Raw genomic sequence first — 19,561 nt, forward strand, 5'->3', positions numbered from 1 at the left:
TTATACAGTAACCTTTCCGTTCCGCAGCCAACCCGCTCCGACATGAACACTGTTTCCCGCGCCGACCGTCGCCTTCCGGTCACCGTGCTGTCCGGCTTCCTCGGGGCCGGCAAGACCACCCTGCTCAACCAGATCCTGCGCAACCGTGAAGGCCTGCGAGTGGCAGTCATCGTCAACGACATGAGCGAGGTCAACATCGATGCGCAGCTGGTGCGCGAGGGTGGCGCCGAACTGCGCCGCACCGAAGAGACGCTGGTGGAATTCAGCAATGGTTGCATCTGCTGCACGCTGCGCGACGACCTGCTGCAGGAAGTGCGGCGCCTGGCTGATGCGGGTCGCTACGACTACCTACTGATCGAATCGACCGGCATCGGCGAGCCGATGCCGGTGGCGGCCACCTTCGCGGTGCGCGACGAGCACGGCTTCAGCCTGAGCGACATCGCGCGGCTGGACACGATGGTGACGGTGGTCGACGGTAGCGCGTTCCTTGCCGACTTCGGTTCAACCCTGCGCCTGGCCGAGCGCGGCCAGCAGGCCGGGCCGGACGATGATCGCGGTGTGGTCGATCTGCTGTGCGAGCAGGTGGAGTTCGCCGACGTGATCGTGGTCAGCAAGGTCGACCAGGTGGACGACGAGGTGCTGCAGGACACGCTGGCGGTACTGCGTGGCTTGAACCGGGATGCGAAGCTGCTGCTGTCCAGCTTCGGTGATGTGCCGTTGGCCGAGCTGCTGGATACCGGCCGCTTCGACATGGAGCGTGCGCAACGCGCGCCGGGTTGGGTGAAGGAGCTGCGTGGCGAGCACACACCGGAAACCGAGGAATACGGCATCGGCAGCTTCGTCTACCGTTCGCGGCGTCCGTTCCATCCCGCGCGATTCGCCCGCGCGCTGCAGTCGGGCATGCCCGGCGTGATCCGCAGCAAGGGCTGGTTCTGGCTGGCCAACCGCATGGATTGGGTAGGCGAGTTGAACACCGTGGGCGCCGCGACGCGCACGCAGGCGGCGGGCTTCTGGTATGCCGCGCGCGACCGCGTGCGGGCTGGGCTGGAAGACACCGCGCCATTGCTGCCACCGACACCGCTGCCTTACAGCGACCTGGGATGGGCGCGGCAGCAGGCCGATTGCTGGAGTGCGCCGCTGCCGGGGCTGGAGGAATTCCCGGATGCAGCCGCGCACACGGCGATGCAGCGGCTGTGGCACCCGTTGTGGGGGGATCGCCGCCAGGAGCTGGTGGTGATTGGCGTGCACATGGATGAGCGTGCGGTGCGCGCGGAGCTGGATGCGTGCCTGCTCAACGACCAGGAGCTGCGTGCGGGGCCATTGTTGTGGCACCAGTTGCCGCAGGCGTTCCCTGTGTGGAAGCGTTGACGGTGCATTGATGATCCATGGGTTGCCGGCCAGCGGCCGGCACTACCCCGGGTCGATACGCCATGCGTGGATCTACAAGGCGTCACTCCACTGCCAACCTTCGTTGCTCACCTGCAGCACCTGGGTCGGCCGCAACGCCTGCAGCAGATGCCGGTCGTGGCTGACCATCACCAGCGCGCCTGACCACGCCGCAAGCAGTTCTTCCAGCGCCTGCAATGCACTGAGGTCCAGTGCATTGCCAGGCTCATCCAGCAGCAACAGCTGCGGCGCGGGATCGGCGTAGAGCAATCTTGCCAGCACCCCCTTCACCCGTTCGCCATCGCTGAGGCTGCGGGCGGGGCGCTGGATGCGTTGTGCATCCAGTCCCAGCAGCGCGAGCCGTGTGCGCAGTTCGCCCGGGTCCGCACCCGGATTGGCCGCCTGTACGCTATCGAGGATGCTGCGCTCGCCGGACAATCCCAGCAGCTGCTGGTCGAGCAGCGCCAGTGGCGCATGCCGTTGCACGATGCCGCTGCGCGCCGGCAGCTGGCCGGCCAGCACACGCAGCAGGGTGGATTTTCCACTGCCGTTGTCACCGACCACGGCGATGCGCTGCCCTCGACGGATCTCCAGCTGCAATGGTGCGCTGCAGCCATGTGGCAGGACCAGATCCTGTACCTGCAGCAGGCGTGCGCTGCCACGCTCGCCATCGGTGGCGAACAGTGCCAGCTCCGGTGCCGCATGAACCGCCGACGCCGCTGCGCGCAGCTGCTCTGCACTGGCCTGCAGGCGTTCTGACTGCACCTGCTGCGCGCGCCCATGACTGGCTTCGGCGCGCTGCTTCTGGCGGCCGAGCAGGATCGGTGCCTGGTTGGCCTGCTTCGCATCGCGGTTGCCACGTGCCTGGCGTTGCTGCTGGCGCTCGTGCTGTTCGCGTGCACTGCGTTGCTGCAGCCGATGCTGCGCACGCGCATGGTCGAACTGGGCGGCGGCGGCTTCACGTTCGGCGGTGCGCACTTCGGCATAGTGCTGCCACGGCCCACCATAGCGATGCAGCCCGCGCCCATCGAGCTCGACGATCTGCTGCATGTGCGCCAGCAGTTCGCGATCATGGCTGATCGCCAGCAGGCCGCCGCGCCATTGCTGCAACTGCTCGTACAGTTGCTGGCGATGACGCGCATCAAGGTGGTTGCTGGGTTCGTCCAGGATCAGCCAGTCGGCACCGCTGGCCCACGCGCCGGACAGCGCCACCTGCATCGCCTGGCCGCCGCTGAGGCGCGCAGCAGGCTGGGCGTGATCGAGATCATCGGGCAAGCCCAGCGCCTGCCATTGTTGCTGCAGGCGTTCGCGCAGGTCCCAGCGCTCGCCTAAGCAAGTGAAGTCGGCCTCATCGACGCTGCCGGCTTCGATGCGTGCGAGCGCGGACAGCGCTTCGCCCACACCGGCCAACTCGCCCACGGTGCCGGCTGGTGGATAGCCCGGTGTGGGCAACAGGAACACGCGGTCACTGCCACGCACCTGGCCACTGTCGGGCGACAGCCGCCCGGCCAGCAGGCGTGCGAGCACGCTTTTGCCGGTGCCATTGGCACCGACCAGGCCGGTGGCGACCGGTTCGAAGGAAAACGACAGATCGGAAAACAGCACTCGGCCGTCGGCCAATCGATACGACACGCGATCGAGCGTGAGGGAATGCGGGGTCATGCGACCTCCATGGATGCCGGGTTCTCCCCTGCGCGCAGGGGCGGGAAGAGTCAGGCCGTCTAGTGGGAAGACGGCGGCATCAATGGCGCATTGGTCGCGAGCCTCTGGGAGGAATGAGCGGCCAGTATAGCGGGGTTGGCTGAATGGTCGGGTGCGGCGGCCGCTGGCATGGCCCGGCGCTACCAGTGTTCGGGTGGTTCCGTTGTAGAGCCGAGCCCATGCTCGGCTGCGCTTCGCTTGGCATGCGGTGAGTCGAGCATGGCTCGACTCTACAAGAGGCATCCGCGCATGGCATGACCTACGGCACGGTTTCCAGGCGTGCGCTGACAAAGTCGATGAACACCCGAAGCTTCGGAAGCACGTGGCGGCCGGACGGCCACAGCAGGTGGAAGATACCGCAGGAGTGCACATGCTCGTCGAGCACGGTCACCAGCCGGCCATCGGCCAGCGCATCGCGTACCGAGTGCACTGGCACGAAGGCCAGTCCGATATCGCGCAGTGCCAGCGCCACGCGCGCTTCGATCGTGTTGGCCACCATGTGCACGGGCAGTTCCTGCGGGGCTTCATTGCCGGGCCACTGGATCGGCCACAGCTCCAGCTTGCCGGTGCTGGGGAAGCGGTAGTGCAGCAGGGTGTGCTGCAGCAGATCGGCCGGCGCACGCGGAACACCGCGGCGCTGCAGGTAGGCCGGCGAGGCGACGATGCGGCGCGGGAAAACGCCCAGGCGTCGGGCGTTCATGCGTGAGTCGCTGGGTTCGCCGACGCGCAGCACGGCGTCGAAGCCTTCCTCGATGACATCGACCAGCCGGTCGCTGAAATCCAGGTCCAGACGGATGTCCGGGTAGGCGGCCATGAACTCGGCCATCAGCGGCAGGGTCAGGTCACCCACCAGCGGCAGGCCGATGCGCAGCGTGCCACTCGGTGTGGCGTGCGGCTGCGCCAGTTCGGTGCGCGCGGCATCGCGCTCGTCGAGGATGCGCCGGCAGCGTGCCAGGAACAGCTGGCCCTCGGCGGTGAGGGTGATGCTGCGCGTGCTGCGGTGGAACAGGCGCACGCCCAGTGCGTGCTCCAACCGTGCAACGCACTTGCCGGCGGCCGAGGCCGAGATGCCCTGCAGGCGCCCCGTCTCGACGAAGCTGCGGGTGTCGGCGGCATGCACGAAGGTCTGCAGGTTGGCGAGGTTGTCCAGGACTGACATGGGCGTGTGGGTAATGAAAGCGGCAGGGTAGGTGGCGGCGATCGCGGAGGCAGGCGCCGCCACCGCAACACTGTGGTGCGGGACGATGCGGCGACCGTTGCGGCCTTGCAGTTCCGGCCATCATGCCGATTGCGGACTGCACGGTCCATGATGCCCGGAGCGGCAACCGGCTTTTTGCACGGTGACATGCTGCCTAACGTGGCGGCCTCTCCCCACGGATCACCGCGATGAACGCCGCCCTTTCCCTTGACCCCGCGCCGGCCCTGCCGTCGGTCCAGCGGTTGCTGCAGCAGGTCCACCCACAACGCCTGGTCGGCGCGGTGGTGCTGGTGCGCGAGCACGGCGTGCTGCGTCATGCCAGCGCCACCGGCCTGGCCGATCGTGAATCGGGCGCCGCGATGCAGCGTGACCAGTTGTTCCGGCTGGCGTCGGTGAGCAAGCCGCTGCTGACCACGGTGATCCTGCGCCTGGTCGCAGAGGGCGTGCTCGACCTCGATGCACCAGTACAGCGCTGGCTGCCGGACTTCCGCCCGGCGCTGGCCGATGGCAGCACGCCGCCGATCAGCCTGCGCCAACTGCTCAGCCACAGCAGCGGGCTGGGCTACCGCTTCCTCGAAGCCGATGTGGATGGCCCGTACGCCCGGGCCGGCGTCAGCGATGGCATGGATGCGAATCCGCTGACATTGGCCGACAACGTGCATCGCATCGCGCAGGCGCCGCTGCTGTTCGCACCGGGCAGCCAATGGTTGTACTCGTTGGGCGTGGACGTCGCTGGCGCCGTGGCTGAAGCAGCGACCGGTGAAACGCTGCAGGCACTGTTCGAGCGCTTGCTGGCCGCGCCACTGGGGCTGGCCGACACCGCATTCGCGACCACCGATGCCGCGCGGCTGGCCACGCCGTATGTGAGTGACGCACCGCAGCCGCATCGCCTGCAGGAAGGCGAAGTGGTCGCACCGTTCGAGGGTACGGTCGGCATCGAGTACAGCCTCGCCCGTGCTACCGATGCCAGCCGTTTCCCTTCGGCCGGTGCTGGACTGATTGGCAGCGCCGATGAGGTGATGGCGGTGCTGGAAGCACTGCGCGACGTACAGGCCTCGAATCTGTTACCGCCCGCGCTGGTGGCGGAGATGGCCACTCCGCAGGTGGGCGAGCAGGGACCGCCTGAGCCGGCCGGCTGGGGCTTCGGGCTGGGATTTGCGGTGCTGCGCGATGCCGCCGCCAGTGGCACGCCACAAAGCGAAGGCAGCTGGCGCTGGGGCGGTGCCTACGGCCACAGCTGGTTCGTTGATCCCGCGCGCGGGCTGAGCGTGGTGGCGCTGACCAACACCCTGTACGAAGGCATGGATGGCGCCTTCGTCGATGAACTGCGTGACGCCGTCTATGCTGATCTGGAGACTGCGCGATGAGCGGCCATGCCATTGATGCGGCGAGTCCTGCCGGCGAAGCCACACGCCTGCCGTGGGCCGGCCTGCTGGCGCTTGCGGGAGGCGGCTTCATCACCCTGCTGACCGAGACCCTGCCGGCCGGCGTGCTGCGACCGATGGGAGAGAGCCTGGGTGTGAGTGATGCGGCGGTGGGCCAGCTGGTCAGCGTATATGCACTGGGTTCGGTGATGGCCGCACTGCCGATGACCGCGCTGACCCAGCGCCTGCCGCGGCGGCCGTTGCTGCTCGCGGCGATTGCCGGCTTCGTGGTGGTCAACACGCTGACCGCCGTGAGCAGCAGCTATCCGCTGATCCTTGCGGCGCGCTTCCTTGCTGGCGTCTGTGGTGGCCTGCTGTGGTCGCTGGTGGCCGGCTACGCCGCACGCATGGTGGTGCCGTCACTGCAGGGCCGCGCGATTGCAGTGGCGATGGTCGGTTCACCGCTGGCGCTGTCGCTGGGTGTACCGGCGGGCACGTTGATGGGCCAACAGATCGGCTGGCGCTGGGCGTTCGTGTTGATGAGCGTGCTGGGTGTCGGGCTGCTGGCGTACGCGCGCTGGACACTGCCGGCGTTGCCGGCTGCCGTTGCCGGCCAGCGCACGTCATTGGGCACGGTGTGGCGCATGCCCGGTGTACGCAGCGCGTTGCTGGTGATGGTGCTGTACGTGCTGGCGCACAACGTGCTGTACACCTACATCGAACCGCTGGCGGTGGACGCCGGAGCCGGTCCATGGCTGGACCGTCTGCTGCTGGCCTTTGGCGTGGCTGCCATCGTTGGAATCGGCATTGCCGGCTGGGGCGTGGACCGTCATCTGCGCACGCTTGTGTGGGCGGCCGTGATCGGTTTCATCCTGCCGGTGTTGACCCTGCTGTTGTGGCCAGGACAGGCCACACCGCTGCTGCTGGCGACGATCCTGTGGGGCATGGCGTTCGGGTCGGTTGCGACCCTGTTCCAGACCGCGCTCGCACGCCGTGCCGGTGCTGCCGCGGACCTGGCGCAGTCGATGCTGGTGACCGGCTGGAACCTGGCGATTGCGGGCGGCGGCGTAGCGGGCGGTGTGCTGCTGCAGGCCAGCGGCCCGAGCCAGCTGGGCTGGCTGCCGTTGCTGTTGCTGGCGGTGAGCGCGGCGTGGCTGCTGGCACGGCCGAAGGCCTGGGCGTAGGCGCAGACCAGACGTTACCGAGGTGCCGGCCAGCGGCCGGCACTACCGTGGTCCACGTCATCCACGCATGGCGTGGATCCACCGAGCGCAGCGACCCGCGTTTGCTTTTGCTCTCTTCTGTTGATTCCGTGGTGGGACGCCACCGCAATGTGTCCGTGGCCGGGTGGGTGGGCTGCGCAGGGGCGTGAGCCGCATGGATGCGGCGACCGAGCTTACATGGACGTACTTGCAGCGCCCCCTGCGCAGCCCACCCACCCGGCCCACCCCGACGGTTCCGCCGAGTGCGACCCACCACGAGGGGCTCCGCCGTTGGCCGTCCTACTCGATCCCCTCACGCTCGATCGGCACGCTCCGCGGGTTCTGCATGTGCTCCCGCGCCGCGCCATAGCGCTGCTGCCGTTTCTGATGAAACACCACGAACTCATCGCGGGGCAGCGGCCGCGAGAACAGCCAACCCTGCGCGAACTCGACCTTCCGGGTATGCAGATACGCCAGCTGTGCCTCGGTCTCCACGCCCTCGGCGACCACCCACAGGCCCAGCTCCTTGGCCATGTCGATGATGTGCGGCGTGACCGGGCTGGTGGCGCTCTCGGTGCCGATCGCATCGATGAACGACTTGTCGATCTTCAGTGCATCCAGTGGCAGCTGCTCCAGGTACTGCAGGCTGGAAAAGCCCACGCCGAAGTCATCGATCGCCACGCTGTGGCCGGCCCGGCGAGCCTGCGCCAGCATCGTGCGTGCGCGGTCCAGGTCGAGGAAGCCGTGCTCGGTCGCTTCCATCCAGATCTGCTGCGGCAGGATGCCGCTGCCGGCCATGTGCTTGGCGATCAACTTCAATGCACGACCACTGCTGATGTCCTCGGCGGCGAGATTGATCGCGATGTGCGCGCTGCGGTCGGCCACCAGCAGCTCGCGCATGTCGCGCACCACGTTCTCGATCACCAGGTCGGTGATCGCGCCGATCATGCCGGTCTCTTCGGCCAGGGGAATGAACAGGTCGGGGCGGACCTGGGTGCCATCCTGACGCTGCCAGCGAATCAATGCTTCGGCGCCGACGCAGATGCCGGTATCCAGTTCGATGATCGGCTGGTAGTGCAGGTACAGCTCGCGGCGGCGGATCGCCGTGGCCAGTTCGCCGCGCAGCGACAGCCGGCGGCGCGACAGCCAGATCACCAGGCCGGCACCCACGGCAGCCATCAGCAACCCGAGCGGTACGTACAGCCATGCCTGCTGGCGGAAGGTGGCGGCCAGTGCCGTGCGTGGCGTGGTGGCGATCGCCAGCCATTCGCCATTGCGGGCGGTGGCGTAGAGGGTGTTGTGGTCCAGCCCTTCGCCCGGGTTGCGCAGCAGAGTCTCCAGCAGCGCCGGATCCATGCCGTCCTGCTTGGCCAGCAGGCGGCCGTCCGGGCTGGCCAGGGCCAGGCGCACGTTGGGGTCTGCGATGACATCGACGAAACGGCGCGGGTCGACCAGTACGTCGTAGGCGCCGTACAGGATCGACAGCACCTGGCGGCGGCCGCTGGCTTCGGGGCGCACGTCCACCGCGATGCCGGCCCCTTCGCTGGTCACATGGTCGGCCTTGGGCTGCTTCACATCGGCCAGGAACGGGCCCCACGACGTGCACCGCAGCGTGCCGCCTTCGAAATAGCCCATCTGGTCGATCGACGGCGTGGTCATCACCAGGGTCTGCATGCGCTGGATATGGTCCGGGCTGCACGGCACATGGGCGCCCGCCTCCGCCGACTTCAGCGCGGCCAGCGCGTCATGGTAGGACTGGTCGGAACGGCGCAGCGCGCGGCCGGCGATGTCGCGCAGGCGCTGCTGCTCGACACTGACCGCACGGTCCCAGGTGGCATAGGCCATCACCGCGATCGGCACCGCTGCGGCCAGCAGCGCCAGCGCGGTGCCACCAATGATGATGCGCAGGCGGCTCATGGCTGGAGCTCCGGCGGGGCAGGCAGGTCAGGGCGCATGGGCGGGGCCGGTCCTTGGGCAGGTGCGGCTATCTGAGCATGGCGCCGGGCCGGGCGGAATGGGACGAATCCGGTATTCGGTCACAATGTGATGAAAGCGACCGTGATTGACGTAATCGGGCCATCCGGCGCTGGCGCTCCGGGCCGGGGAGGACTAACGTCGAACGCTTCGCCCGTCCCAGTGCACGCCCATGACCGAGCCCGCAACGCCCCCCGAGCACCTGCGCCGCAGCCTGTCCAACCGCCACCTGCAGCTGATCGCCATCGGCGGTGCCATCGGCACCGGCCTGTTCATGGGCTCGGGCAAGACCATCAGCCTGGCCGGTCCGTCCATCGTCTTCGTCTACCTGATCATCGGCGCGATGCTGTTCTTCGTGATGCGCGCGATGGGCGAGCTGCTGCTGTCCAACCTGCAGTACAAATCCTTCATCGACTTTTCCACCGACCTGCTTGGTCCCTGGGCCGGCTTCTTCTGTGGATGGACGTACTGGTTCTGCTGGATCGTCACCGCCATCGCCGATGTGATCGCCATCGCCGCCTATGCGCAGTTCTGGTTCCCGGGGCTGGATGCCTGGATACCGGCACTGGCCTGCGTGATGCTGTTGCTGGCACTGAACCTGGTGACGGTGAAGTTGTTCGGCGAGATGGAATTCTGGTTCGCGCTGATCAAGATCGTGGCGATCTGTGCGCTGATCATCACCGGTGCGGGCCTGGTGGCGTGGGGCTTCACTTCGCCCAGCGGCCACACCGCCGCGCTGTCCAACCTGTGGAATGACGGCGGCATGTTCCCGATGGGCCTGGTCGGCTTCTTCGCCGGTTTCCAGATCGCGGTGTTCGCCTTCGTCGGCATCGAGCTGGTTGGCACCACCGCCGCCGAGACCGCCAACCCCGAGCGCAACCTGCCCAAGGCGATCAACTCGATCCCGGTGCGCATCATTATTTTCTACGTGCTGGCGCTGATCGCGATCATGGCGGTCACCCCGTGGCGCCAGGTGGTGCCGGACAAGAGCCCGTTCGTGCAGCTGTTCGTGCTGGCCGGCATTCCCGCCGCCGCCAGCCTGATCAACTTCGTGGTGCTGACCTCGGCCACCTCCTCGGCCAACAGCGGCATCTTCTCCACCAGCCGCATGCTGTACGGCCTGGCCGAAGAGGGCCACGCGCCGCGCGGGTTGTCGAAATTGTCACGCGCCGCAGTGCCCGCCCGTGGCCTGCTGTTCTCCTGCCTGTGCCTGCTCGGCGGCACGCTGCTGATCTACCTGATCCCCAACCTGGTGACCGCCTTCACCCTGGTCACCACGCTGGCGACGGTGCTCTTCATCTTCGTCTGGTCGCTGATCCTGGTGGCCTACATGGTCTACCGCCGCCGCTACCCGGAGCGCCACGCCGCCTCGATCTTCAAGATGCCCGGTGGCGTTGCGATGTGCTGGGCCTGCCTGGTGTTCTTCGCTGGCGTGCTGGTACTGCTGAGCCTGCAGGCCGACACCCGCCAGGCCCTGATCGCCAGCCCGGCATGGTTCGTGCTGCTGGGCGTGGGGTACTGGGTGCGACGCAGGACCGCGAAGTAACCCAGCATTTGCGTTCCATCGATTGATCCATTGTCTCCAGACGTTTCATCCACGCATGGCGTGGATCTACGGTCCGCTGCATGGAACTGTCGAGGGCGGGTGGGTGTGGCTCGGCAGGACCGTTGGCGCCATGGATGGCGCCATCGAGCCCCCATGGATGGGTTTACGGCGTGTCCTGCCGGGCCACACCTACCCGACCAGCCCTCAACAGCCCAGCGCTGCTCTGGATGTTGACGTTGCCTCTGCGGGTGCAGGGCGCAGCCCTGCCGGCCCCCATTCACTTGGTGTTAGCGGGCGCGGCCGGATCATCCGGCCGCCATGTCCCGCCACCCCTTCCTGCTCGCGCTGTTGCTGCTGCCCAGCCTGTGGCCCGGGCTGGCCGCCGCACGTACGGTCTACCGTTGCGTGCAGGGCAACACCGTCAGCCTGGCCACCGCGCCCGAACCCGGCTCGCGCTGCACGCCGAAGGAGATCGACGACAACGCCGTCCAGGCCCCGAATCTGTGGGGCAACATGGGCGTGTTCAGTGGCGTGCTGTACGAACGCGAGCAGGACGGCGCGCTGGTCTATTCCACCCGCAACCTGCCCGGTTCGCGGGTGTTCCTGAAGTTCACCGTGGCCACGCCACCGGGTGAGCCCGCGCACGAAGGCCTGGGCAAGGTCGGCAAGCCGCAGCTGGCGCAGCATGCCAAGCAGTTCAAGGCCGCGGCCAAGGCCACCGGCGTCGATGACGCATGGTTGCGCGCGATCGCCCACGCCGAAAGCAATTTCGATGCGCTGGCGGTCTCGACCAAGGGCGCACAGGGCGTGATGCAGCTGATGCCGGATACCGCGCAGGAGTACGGGGTGAGCGATCCGTTCTCGCCGCAACAGTCCATCGATGGCGGCGCCCGCTACATGCGCGCGCTGCTGCGCCGCTACAACGGTGATCGGCCACTGGCCGCCGCCGCCTACAACGCCGGCATCGGAGCGGTCACCCGCTACAAGGGCGTGCCGCCCTATGCCGAGACCCTGGCCTACGTGGACAAGGTGATGGCCCTGTATGCGCGCTACCGCGAAGCGATGGGCATCCGAACTGAAGTGCCCGCGCGATAGGCTCGTGGTGCTGGATGTGTCGTGTAGAGCCGAGCCCATGCTCGGCTCATGGTGCCGGCAGCCGAGCATGGGCTCGGCTCTACAGGGCGTCTGCTCAGCGTGAGGTCGCGCTGCCGACCAGTTCGTAGCGTTCGATGCGGCCGACGCGGGTGACTTCTGCCTGCACGTCGGCGCGCTGCTTCAGCGCACGCCAGGCCGCATCGATCTTCACGTCACCCGGCAACGACGGATAGATGCGCATGTCCTGCAGGCTGGCCAGTGTTTCGCCTCGCTCGACGGGGGAGCGCAATTGCTCGATCAGCACGGCGGCCGCGCCATCGAGATTGCCTTCGTCCAGCAGCATTTCGCGATGGAACAGGCGGGCGTCATCGCCCTCGGCGAGGATCGCCGCGCGAGCGGCGTCCATTGCCTTGGCATCGCCACGTTCGCGCGCGGCGGCAAACTGCAGCAACGCCTGTGCGGCCTTGCCGTAGCCGCCGAGGCCCTGCATGTCATTCACCGCTGCGGTGGCGTCCTGCAGGCGGCCCAGCGAACTGAGCACGAAGCCGACGTTGAACTGGTGCTCGGCGCCATCCGGGCCCAGCGCACCGATGCGCGCAGCCAGCTTCGCGGTGGCCAGCGCGTCGTCGGTGCGTCCCAACCGACGCAGCGCGGTGAACCGGCTGTTGAGCAGCCACGCGACCCATTCGGCTTCGGCCGCCGACGGGGATTCGCCTTCGGCCGCTGCGCGGGCCATGCCATCGGTCAGGGCCAGGACTTCCTCGTTGCGGTCGAGCATCAGCAGCGTATTGCTGAACTCGGCCATGCGCGCGTCCAGGGCGCGGTCGAGCAGGCCAGACACACGCAGCTCATCGAGATGCTTCTGTGCGGCCTGCACCGGATCGAAGCGTGCATCGCCGCGGTCGACATAGCGATCGAAGCGCTTGTCACTGCGCAGGCGGATGATTTCGGCCGGGCCATTGATGCGTGCCAGCGTGGTCGGGATGTCGTCGCCGCGGCCGTTGTCGGCCTGCAGCGTGGCCAACGCCAGCCACAGCCCGGTCGGCTCCACGCCACCGCCCTTCCAGCCGTTGTCGAACAGCGCCTGCAGCAGTTCCATGCGTCGTTGTGGCTGGTCGCGCAGGCGGTACTGCAGGTAATTGATCGGCTGGCGCTCGATCGGCAGCGGGCCCTCGGCGTGCTTCAGCGCCTGCACCAGGTACCGGGTAGCCGGAGCAGGCTGGTTTTCGGAAAGTTCCAGCGACACCAGGGTGAGCAGGATCTGTGCATCGTCCGGCAACGACTCCTGCGCCTGCTGCAGATAGCGCCGGGCCTGTGCCGGCTTCTTCTGCATCAATGCGGTCCAGCCCGCCACCTGCGCGGCGCGACCACGATGCTCGGCATCGAAATCGTCCAGCAGCGGATCTTCCATCAGCTGCTCCATGGCGATCAACGCGCCCAGCGTGTTACCGCTGCGTGACTGCTGGATCGCTTCGTCCCAACGGGCGGCATAGGCCGCATGCACCGCGTCGCCGGTGACGGACGGCTTCTGTGGCGCCACCGCGATGGAGGCGGAGGCAGGGGTAACCGACAGTGCGGCCAGCAGCAGGGCGGTGAAGGGGAGAAAGCGGGGCATGGAGATTCTCCATCCGTGGGAAGAGCATTGAACCTGCTGCAGCCAGCGAGGACAAGCGCGATGGATGGAACTCTGGCGATCAGGAGTACGTTTGGCCATGGCGGATCGCGCGCGCAGCGTCTATCGTCGGTGCCTCTTCAGATTGCAGGCAGAGGCAACGCAGCACGATGGCACGGTGGCAATGGATGGCGGCAGGGGTCGCGTTGGCAACGGCGGTGGCATTGGCCGCGACCTGGTGGGATTCACCACTGCAGACGCTGGCTGAACCGGCAGGCCCGGCGCCCACGCCGCTGGCCTGGACCGCGCAGATCGAGCCGATGGCCGGCGACGGTCATCCCGGTGACCGCGATGGTGCGTCGGCGCAGGCCCGCTTCGCCGATCCCTATGCGTTGCTGCGAAGTGCCGATGGCAGCATCTACTTCACCGATGCCGGCGACAACAACCGCATCCGCCGCCGCCTGCCGGATGGCCGCATCGAGACCGTGGCCGGGCAGGGCGAGGGGCGCATCGATGGCCCGGCGCTGCAGGCCAGCTTCAATACGCCGTCGGGCATCGCCGCCGATGCGCAGGGCAACCTGTACGTGGCCGACACCGGCAACCACGCGATCCGCCGCATCGGCACCGATGGCCAGGTGACCACGCTGGCCGGTGGCGAGCAGGGTTACGCCGATGGACCGGCCGCGCAGGCGCGCTTCGATGCGCCGATGGGCATCGCGGTGGACGCGCAGGGCCAGGTCTATGTGGCCGACACCTTCAACGACCGCATCCGGGTGATCGGCACCGACGGCAACGTGCGTACCCTGGCCGGCGGCGAGCGCCCGGGGCTGGCCGATGGCCTGGGCGTCGCGGCGCGCTTCGATACGCCGGTGGCGCTGGCCTTCGATGCCCATGGCGCGCTGCTGGTGGCCGACCTGTTCAACAACGCGGTGCGTCGGGTCGGTGCCGACGGCACGGTCAGCACGCTGCTGGGCGATGGCGGCGTGATCAATGGGCCGCTGTCGCTGGCCACCACGCACGACGGCGTGCTGTACGTGGGTGACCTTGATGGACGCATCGTGCAGGTGACGCCGCAGGGCCACCAGATCGCGCTGGTGGGCAACGGCCGCCTGCCACGCCTGGCCCGCCCCAGTGGCCTGGCGATGGATGCCGATGGCAGCGTGCTGGTCGCCGATTCCGCCAGCTATCGCCTGCACCGCCTGCGCCCGCTGCCGGTGGGTGACCTGCCGGCACCGGCGCTGGTCGGGCCCGCTGCCGATGCAGCGTTGCCGGACACCGGTGGGCGCTGGCCATTGGCACCCCAGGACGGCTGGCATGAAGTGGTCGGCACGCTGGGCGAGGTGCGCGGCAACTTCAAGGGCGAGAGCCGCCACCACCTGCACGGCGGTTTCGATGTGCGCGGCGATGTCGGCCAGACCGTGCTGGCGATCGCCGATGGCAAGATCAGCAGCCCGGTAGCGGCGTGGAGCCTGGGTGGGCAGGCCGAGGGCCTGGCCGTGGACCGTCTCAAGTACATCCACATGCGGGTCGGCCGCACACCGCGCGACCAGCCGTTCGATGCGCGCTGGCAGGCGCTGTACGACGAACAGGGCAAGCTGGAGCGGATGCGTGTGCGTCGCGGCACGCGCATCCACGTCGGCGATCGCCTGGGCAGCATCAACAACCAGGCGCACGTGCACCTGGCGGTGGGCACCGGCGGCTTCGAAACCAACGCCGTGGCGCTGGGCTTCCACAACTACGCCGACCACTTCGCACCGCGCATCACCGATGTGGCGCTGCTGGACGACAACGACCAACCGCTGGCGGCCGGCAGCGACGGCGTGGTGATGCTGGCGCGGCAGGGACGTGGCGTGCAGATCGTGGTCGAGGCCTGGGACCAGGTCGACAACAACCTGCCGCGGCGCCGGCTGGGCATGTACCAGGTGGGCTACCAGATCCTCGATGCTGCCGGGCAGCCGCTGCAGGGCTATGAGCAGCCGCGCTGGAACATCGTGTTCAACCGCATGCCGCCGCAGACCGAAGCGGTGCGCGTGGCCTATGCGCCGGACAGCGGCATCACCGTGCATGGCAGTGCGGTGACCCGCTTCCGCTACCTGGCCACCAACACCGTGCGTGATGGCCTGATGGAAACCGGGCGCTGGCAGCCGGCGGCATTGCCACCGGGCGAGTACACCGTGCGCGCCAGCGTGCGCGACTACAGCGGCAACGAAGGCGTGGGCCCGCGCGAGATCAGGGTACGGTTGCTGCCATAGCCGCAGCCGGGGCGCCGCAGCGTTCGCGCTCGGCGTCCATGTCTTCCAGCGGCCGCACCTCGATGCTGCCGAAGCGCGCCCACGGGAAATCGCGGGCGATGCGCATGGCTTCGTCGCGGTCGCGGGCGACGATCAGGTTGAAGCCGGCCAGCAGTTCGCGGGTTTCGGCGAACGGGCCATCCAATACACGGCTGTGGCCATCGCGTACGCGCAGGGTCTGCGCGGTGTCGACCGGCTGCAGCTTCTGCGCGGCCAGCAGCGTGCCTTCCGCCTGCAGTTTGTCGGCGTGGGCGAGGCAGTCGCGCATCAGCGCGTTGAATTCTTCGGTGGGCAGCGCCTGCAGCAGGGCAGGCTCGATGTAGATCAGAAGCAGGTACTGCTGCATGGCACGGTCCTGGCGGGGGCGGGGTGTCCATGATGGCGCAGGTTTGCCTGCCGGCATGCTGCAGCGCGAAAAGCCGCCTGCGGCGGGCGATCGGCGAACGGCGGAGCCCCTCCGTGGTGGGGTTGGGTTGGTCGCTGAAAGCTGGGTTTCAGAGGGTGGGTCGGGCGGGTGGGATTGGCGGGGACGCCGTGAATCCGTCCCTGGAGGCTTAGCCGCGCCATCCATGGCGCGGATACCCCGCCAATCCCACCCGCCCGACCCCTGACAGATTCCGGTCGCCGAACCACCACGGGAAATCAACAACAAGAGCGAAAGCGGGTCGCTTCGCTCGCAAAGCCGAGGCCGCCAGCCAACCGCCGTTGCTGTTGCTTTTGCTTTTGCTTTTGCTTTTTTTCTTGATCTTCCCGTGGTGGAACGGAGACAGGAACTTGTCCAAGGCCGGGTGGGTAGGCGGGGCGGGGGTGTCCGCGGCATGGATGCCGCGGCCAAGCCCCCAGGGACGGGTTTACGGCGTCCCCCGACCCGCCTACCCACCCGGCCAAACCCATGAACCCGAGCTTTTCAGCGACCAACCCAACCCCACCACGGAGGGGCTCCGCCGTTCGCCGACTCCCGCCGAAGGCGCGCTTTCCACGGAAGAAATAATTTTCAAAAGACGTGTCGATTCCCAGCCCCCTGGATCGTTGTACCCAGTGAAGGGCACGTACCACGCGTCCCCACGGGAGACCGCAATGAAAGTGATGGTGATCGTGAAGGCCAACGCCGACTCCGAAGCCGGCCGCATGCCCAGCGAACAGGAATTGTCCGAAATGGGCGCCTTCAACGAACAACTGGTGGCCGCCGGCATCATGCTGGCCGGTGAAGGCCTGCACGCCACCCAGCGCGGTCGCCGCATTCATTTCGGCAGTGGCGCGCCCAAGGTCGAGGCCGGTCCGTTTGGCCCCGCCAGCGAACAGATCGCCGGCTTCTGGCTGTGGGACGTGCGCTCGCTGGACGAGGCCGTTGAATGGGCCAGCCGCGCGCCGTTCAACAGTGGCGGCACGCTGGAGCTGCGCCCGCTGATTTCCGCCGAAGACTTCGGTGAAGCCTTCACCCCCGAATTACAGCAGCAGGAACAGCGTCTGCGTGCACAGCTGGAAGGTTGACCCGATTCATTTCCCCCGCCGGGCATGGCCCGGCGCCACCACCCTGAAACCCACGACGGAGCATTGCCATGAAATTGATTCCCTTCCTCGGCTTCAGCGGCCAGGCCCATGAGGCGATGGCGTTCTACGCCAAGGCACTCGGTGGCCAGGTCACCTCGGAAATGAAATACCGCGACATGCCGCCCTCCGATGGCTCGCCGGGCTGCAACGAGATGCCGCCGGAAACCCTGGACCACGTCGCGCACAGCCAGCTGGAAATCGGTAGCGCCATCGTGATGGCGGCCGACGGTCCCGGCGGCGGCGAGGGTGGCTCGACCACCATCAATGTCGACGTCGACAGCATCGAAGAAGCCGAACGCGTGTTCGCTGCACTGGCCGAGGGTGGCCAGGTGCAGATGCCGATTGCCGAAACGTTCTGGGCCCACCGCTGGGGCATGCTGATCGACCGCTACGGCAAGCCGTGGATGGTCAACTGCATGAAGCAGCCCTGATCCCTCTTCGTTTCATCCACAAGGAGCTTCACCGATGAGTACACCGCAACCGCAGATGATCTTCGTCAACCTGCCCGTGCAGGATCTGGAGAAGTCGAAGGCGTTCTTCACCGCGTTGGGCTACAGCTTCAATCCCACCTACACCAATGACGATGCGGCTGGCATGGTCATCAGCGAGAGCATCTACGTGATGCTGCTGACCCAACCTTTTTTCCAGCAGTTCACCAACAAGCCGATTGCCGATGCACACACTCACACGGAAGTGATCAATGCGCTCTCGGCCCCCAGTCGCAAGGCAGTTGACGAGTTGGTGGACAAGGCACTGGCTGCAGGTGCCAGCGAACCGCAGCCGGCGCGCGACTACGGCTTCATGTACCAGCGCGGCTTCCAGGACCTGGATGGCCATCTCTGGGAAATCGCACACATGGACGGCGAGCCGGGCTGATGGCCGCCGCAAGGGAGAACCCTCATGGCTTACGTGGATGCTTACGTGCTGCCGTGCCCACAGGACAAGGTGGCGGCCTACCGCCGCCTTGCCCGCAAGGCCGGTGCGGTGTGGAAGGACCATGGCGCGCTGCAGTACATGGAATGCGTGGCTGACGATGTGGAACCGGGAAAGAGCACGTCCTTCCCGCGTGCGGTCAAGGCAAAACCGGGCGAAACGGTGATCGTCGCCTTCGTGGTGTTCCGTTCACGCGCGGCGCGCGACCGTATCAACGCGAAAGTGATGGCGGACCCGCGGCTGGCGTCGCTGGGCCCGAAGGACATGCCGTTCGACACCAAACGCATGTTCTGGGGCGGCTTCAAGCCGATTGTTGAAGCATGAGCCACGGCGCTTGTGCGGGCCGGGCGTGCGTGCTGTGATCGGCGCATGCTCGAGCCCGCACTGACGCAGCGTCTGGAAACCCTCTGGCGGATGGAGTCGCCGGTGTTGATCGCGCGCCTGGCGCGGCTGCTCGGGGGCGATGTCGGCCGTGCCGAGGAGCTGGCCCAGGACACCTGGCTGGCCGCGCTGGAGCGCTGGCCGGAGCAGGGCATCCCGGACAACCCCGGAGCCTGGCTGATGACCACTGCGCGCAACCGTGCCATTGATGTGCTGCGCCAGCACCAGCGGGTGGCGCAGCAGCATGCGCAGTGGGGCGAGGAACTGCATCCGGCACCCTTGCCGGCACCGGATGACAGCCAGGCGCTGGAAGATGATCTGGGTGACGACCTGCTGCGGCTGATGTTCGTGGCCTGCCATCCGGTGTTGCCGGCCGATGCACGGGTGGCGTTGACCCTGCGCCTGCTTGGTGGCCTGACCACCGTGGAGATCGCACGCGCGTTCCTGCAGCCCGAGCCGACCATTGCGCAGCGCATCGTTCGTGCCAAGCGCACGCTGGCGCAGAAGCAGGTGCCCTATGAAGTGCCGCACGCGGAGGCGATGCCCGAGCGGCTGGGGTCGGTGCTGGAGGCGATCTATCTGGTATTCAACGAGGGCTATGCGGCCAGTGCCGGTGACGACTGGATGCGTCCGGCGCTGTGCGAGGAGGCACTGCGGCTTTCGCGCATTTTGGCGCATCGGCTGCCGGTGCCGCCGGTGCTGGGCCTGCTGGCGCTGATGGAGCTGCAGGCCTCGCGTGCTGCAGCGCGGACCGATGCGCAGGGCATGCCGGTGCTGCTGGATCAGCAGAACCGTGCGCGCTGGGACTGGCTGCAGATCGAGCGCGGACAGCAGGTGCTGGCGCGCGCGCTGGCCGCCGGTGGCGGCGATGATCCCTACGTGCTGCAAGCACGCATCGCGGCGTGCCATGCGGCTGCGCGCCGCGCCGAAGCCACTGATTGGCCGCGCATCGTGTCGCTCTATACACAGTTGCTGCAGGTGCAGCCTTCGCCAGTTGTCGCACTGAACCGGGTAGTGGCGGTGCTGCGCAGCGAAGGTGCCTTCGCTGCATGGGCACAGCTGCAGCCGTTGCTGGACGATGCGCGCTTGCGCGATTACGCGCCGTTGCAGGTAGTGCGGGGCGAGGTACTACAGACGTTGGGGCGAGAGCAGGACGCACGTCACGCTTTTGCCGAAGCCGCCAGGCTCAGCCAGAACCAGGCGGAGCGTGGCCTGCTGCGGCAACGGGCCGGTCTGCCCCCTTTGGAGTGACCCCGACGAAGGCAGCACTTGTCGGCGGGCCCGCGAGCCGTTATGTTTCGCGCCCAGTGGACGCATGCGCGTCTGC

General features: G+C 67.5%; 17 protein-coding genes. 11 read left to right on the top strand and 6 right to left on the bottom strand.

The window, feature by feature from the left end; all coding sequences use genetic code 11:
- The first annotated feature begins 42 nt into the window (after positions 1-42).
- Positions 43-1,368, top strand: a complete 1,326-nt coding sequence (locus AC3ITW_RS02065; RefSeq protein WP_154354597.1) for a GTP-binding protein — start codon at positions 43-45, stop codon at positions 1,366-1,368.
- 72 nt (positions 1,369-1,440) lie between these two features.
- Here AC3ITW_RS02065 and AC3ITW_RS02070 read toward each other — a convergent pair whose 3' ends face one another.
- Positions 1,441-3,048, bottom strand: a complete 1,608-nt coding sequence (locus AC3ITW_RS02070; protein ID WP_489390031.1) for an ABC-F family ATP-binding cassette domain-containing protein — start codon at positions 3,046-3,048, stop codon at positions 1,441-1,443.
- A gap of 298 nt (positions 3,049-3,346) precedes the next feature.
- Complete coding sequence (locus tag AC3ITW_RS02075) at positions 3,347-4,246, bottom strand: LysR family transcriptional regulator (protein ID WP_100433958.1); 900 nt, start codon at positions 4,244-4,246, stop codon at positions 3,347-3,349.
- Between the two features lie 227 nt (positions 4,247-4,473).
- Between AC3ITW_RS02075 and AC3ITW_RS02080 the strand changes: the two genes are divergently transcribed.
- Positions 4,474-5,652 (top strand): serine hydrolase domain-containing protein, encoded by a 1,179-nt coding sequence (locus AC3ITW_RS02080; protein WP_489390032.1) that lies wholly within the window; start codon positions 4,474-4,476, stop codon positions 5,650-5,652.
- On the top strand, positions 5,649-6,833 hold the full coding sequence (locus tag AC3ITW_RS02085; protein WP_489390033.1) for an MFS transporter: 1,185 nt from the start codon (positions 5,649-5,651) through the stop codon (positions 6,831-6,833). Before AC3ITW_RS02080 ends, AC3ITW_RS02085 begins: the two co-directional genes overlap by 4 nt.
- 318 nt (positions 6,834-7,151) lie before the next feature.
- Here AC3ITW_RS02085 and AC3ITW_RS02090 read toward each other — a convergent pair whose 3' ends face one another.
- Complete coding sequence (locus AC3ITW_RS02090; protein WP_004139826.1) at positions 7,152-8,768, bottom strand: EAL domain-containing protein; 1,617 nt, start codon at positions 8,766-8,768, stop codon at positions 7,152-7,154.
- A gap of 229 nt (positions 8,769-8,997) precedes the next feature.
- Between AC3ITW_RS02090 and cycA the strand changes: the two genes are divergently transcribed.
- Entirely contained in the window at positions 8,998-10,371 is a 1,374-nt protein-coding gene (gene cycA / locus AC3ITW_RS02095) for a D-serine/D-alanine/glycine transporter (protein ID WP_004139828.1), read from the top strand.
- Positions 10,372-10,689: 318 nt separating this feature from the next.
- Entirely contained in the window at positions 10,690-11,466 is a 777-nt protein-coding gene (locus AC3ITW_RS02100; RefSeq protein ID WP_046987900.1) for a lytic transglycosylase domain-containing protein, read from the top strand.
- Positions 11,467-11,560: 94 nt separating this feature from the next.
- On the opposite strand, the gene AC3ITW_RS02105 is transcribed toward AC3ITW_RS02100, so the two are convergent.
- Positions 11,561-13,081, bottom strand: a complete 1,521-nt coding sequence (locus AC3ITW_RS02105) for a tetratricopeptide repeat protein (RefSeq protein WP_489390034.1) — start codon at positions 13,079-13,081, stop codon at positions 11,561-11,563.
- 167 nt (positions 13,082-13,248) lie between these two features.
- Here AC3ITW_RS02105 and AC3ITW_RS02110 point away from each other — a divergent pair, with 167 nt between their 5' ends.
- Positions 13,249-15,330, top strand: a complete 2,082-nt coding sequence (locus tag AC3ITW_RS02110) for a gluconolaconase (protein WP_489390035.1) — start codon at positions 13,249-13,251, stop codon at positions 15,328-15,330.
- On the opposite strand, the gene AC3ITW_RS02115 is transcribed toward AC3ITW_RS02110, so the two are convergent.
- Together AC3ITW_RS02115 and AC3ITW_RS02120 are read right to left on the bottom strand one after the other, a co-directional pair.
- Entirely contained in the window at positions 15,308-15,715 is a 408-nt protein-coding gene (locus AC3ITW_RS02115) for a YciI family protein (protein ID WP_100437764.1), read from the bottom strand. The genes AC3ITW_RS02110 and AC3ITW_RS02115 overlap by 23 nt on opposite strands.
- A 208-nt stretch (positions 15,716-15,923) precedes the next feature.
- Positions 15,924-16,151 carry a hypothetical protein gene (locus AC3ITW_RS02120; protein ID WP_350259815.1) on the bottom strand — a complete coding sequence of 76 codons (228 nt, stop codon included), beginning with the start codon at positions 16,149-16,151 and terminating at the stop codon, positions 15,924-15,926.
- A 295-nt stretch (positions 16,152-16,446) separates the two neighbouring features.
- On the opposite strand from AC3ITW_RS02120, the gene AC3ITW_RS02125 reads away from it, so the two are divergent.
- From AC3ITW_RS02125 to AC3ITW_RS02145, 5 genes are all read left to right on the top strand, one after another.
- Positions 16,447-16,860 carry a YciI family protein gene (locus tag AC3ITW_RS02125; RefSeq protein ID WP_049424778.1) on the top strand — a complete coding sequence of 138 codons (414 nt, stop codon included), beginning with the start codon at positions 16,447-16,449 and terminating at the stop codon, positions 16,858-16,860.
- A gap of 68 nt (positions 16,861-16,928) precedes the next feature.
- Positions 16,929-17,351 carry a VOC family protein gene (locus AC3ITW_RS02130; protein ID WP_005407887.1) on the top strand — a complete coding sequence of 141 codons (423 nt, stop codon included), beginning with the start codon at positions 16,929-16,931 and terminating at the stop codon, positions 17,349-17,351.
- Positions 17,352-17,385: 34 nt separating this feature from the next.
- On the top strand, positions 17,386-17,796 hold the full coding sequence (locus AC3ITW_RS02135) for a VOC family protein (RefSeq protein WP_489390036.1): 411 nt from the start codon (positions 17,386-17,388) through the stop codon (positions 17,794-17,796).
- 24 nt (positions 17,797-17,820) lie between these two features.
- The gene (locus AC3ITW_RS02140; protein WP_032128771.1) at positions 17,821-18,177 is read left to right on the top strand and encodes a DUF1428 domain-containing protein; all 357 of its coding nucleotides are present in this window, start codon (positions 17,821-17,823) and stop codon (positions 18,175-18,177) included.
- 45 nt (positions 18,178-18,222) lie between these two features.
- Positions 18,223-19,485 carry an RNA polymerase sigma factor gene (locus AC3ITW_RS02145; RefSeq protein WP_489390037.1) on the top strand — a complete coding sequence of 421 codons (1,263 nt, stop codon included), beginning with the start codon at positions 18,223-18,225 and terminating at the stop codon, positions 19,483-19,485.
- Positions 19,486-19,561: the final 76 nt, after the last annotated feature.

This window comes from Stenotrophomonas sp. KH_052, from assembly GCF_057838755.1.

What these genes read in the sequence shown, in the direction of transcription:
- AC3ITW_RS02105 (WP_489390034.1), bottom strand. Translation starts at nt 13,081, where the DNA reads ATGCCCCGCTTTCTCCCCTTCACCGCCCTGCTGCTGGCCGCACTGTCG.
- AC3ITW_RS02130 (WP_005407887.1), top strand. Translation starts at nt 16,929, where the DNA reads ATGAAATTGATTCCCTTCCTCGGCTTCAGCGGCCAGGCCCATGAGGCG.
- AC3ITW_RS02125 (WP_049424778.1), top strand. Translation starts at nt 16,447, where the DNA reads ATGAAAGTGATGGTGATCGTGAAGGCCAACGCCGACTCCGAAGCCGGC.
- AC3ITW_RS02135 (WP_489390036.1), top strand. Translation starts at nt 17,386, where the DNA reads ATGAGTACACCGCAACCGCAGATGATCTTCGTCAACCTGCCCGTGCAG.
- AC3ITW_RS02085 (WP_489390033.1), top strand. Translation starts at nt 5,649, where the DNA reads ATGAGCGGCCATGCCATTGATGCGGCGAGTCCTGCCGGCGAAGCCACA.
- AC3ITW_RS02070 (WP_489390031.1), bottom strand. Translation starts at nt 3,048, where the DNA reads ATGACCCCGCATTCCCTCACGCTCGATCGCGTGTCGTATCGATTGGCC.
- AC3ITW_RS02065 (WP_154354597.1), top strand. Translation starts at nt 43, where the DNA reads ATGAACACTGTTTCCCGCGCCGACCGTCGCCTTCCGGTCACCGTGCTG.
- AC3ITW_RS02110 (WP_489390035.1), top strand. Translation starts at nt 13,249, where the DNA reads ATGGCACGGTGGCAATGGATGGCGGCAGGGGTCGCGTTGGCAACGGCG.
- AC3ITW_RS02080 (WP_489390032.1), top strand. Translation starts at nt 4,474, where the DNA reads ATGAACGCCGCCCTTTCCCTTGACCCCGCGCCGGCCCTGCCGTCGGTC.
- AC3ITW_RS02140 (WP_032128771.1), top strand. Translation starts at nt 17,821, where the DNA reads ATGGCTTACGTGGATGCTTACGTGCTGCCGTGCCCACAGGACAAGGTG.
- AC3ITW_RS02100 (WP_046987900.1), top strand. Translation starts at nt 10,690, where the DNA reads ATGTCCCGCCACCCCTTCCTGCTCGCGCTGTTGCTGCTGCCCAGCCTG.
- cycA (WP_004139828.1), top strand. Translation starts at nt 8,998, where the DNA reads ATGACCGAGCCCGCAACGCCCCCCGAGCACCTGCGCCGCAGCCTGTCC.
- AC3ITW_RS02075 (WP_100433958.1), bottom strand. Translation starts at nt 4,246, where the DNA reads ATGTCAGTCCTGGACAACCTCGCCAACCTGCAGACCTTCGTGCATGCC.
- AC3ITW_RS02115 (WP_100437764.1), bottom strand. Translation starts at nt 15,715, where the DNA reads ATGCAGCAGTACCTGCTTCTGATCTACATCGAGCCTGCCCTGCTGCAG.
- AC3ITW_RS02090 (WP_004139826.1), bottom strand. Translation starts at nt 8,768, where the DNA reads ATGAGCCGCCTGCGCATCATCATTGGTGGCACCGCGCTGGCGCTGCTG.
- AC3ITW_RS02145 (WP_489390037.1), top strand. Translation starts at nt 18,223, where the DNA reads ATGCTCGAGCCCGCACTGACGCAGCGTCTGGAAACCCTCTGGCGGATG.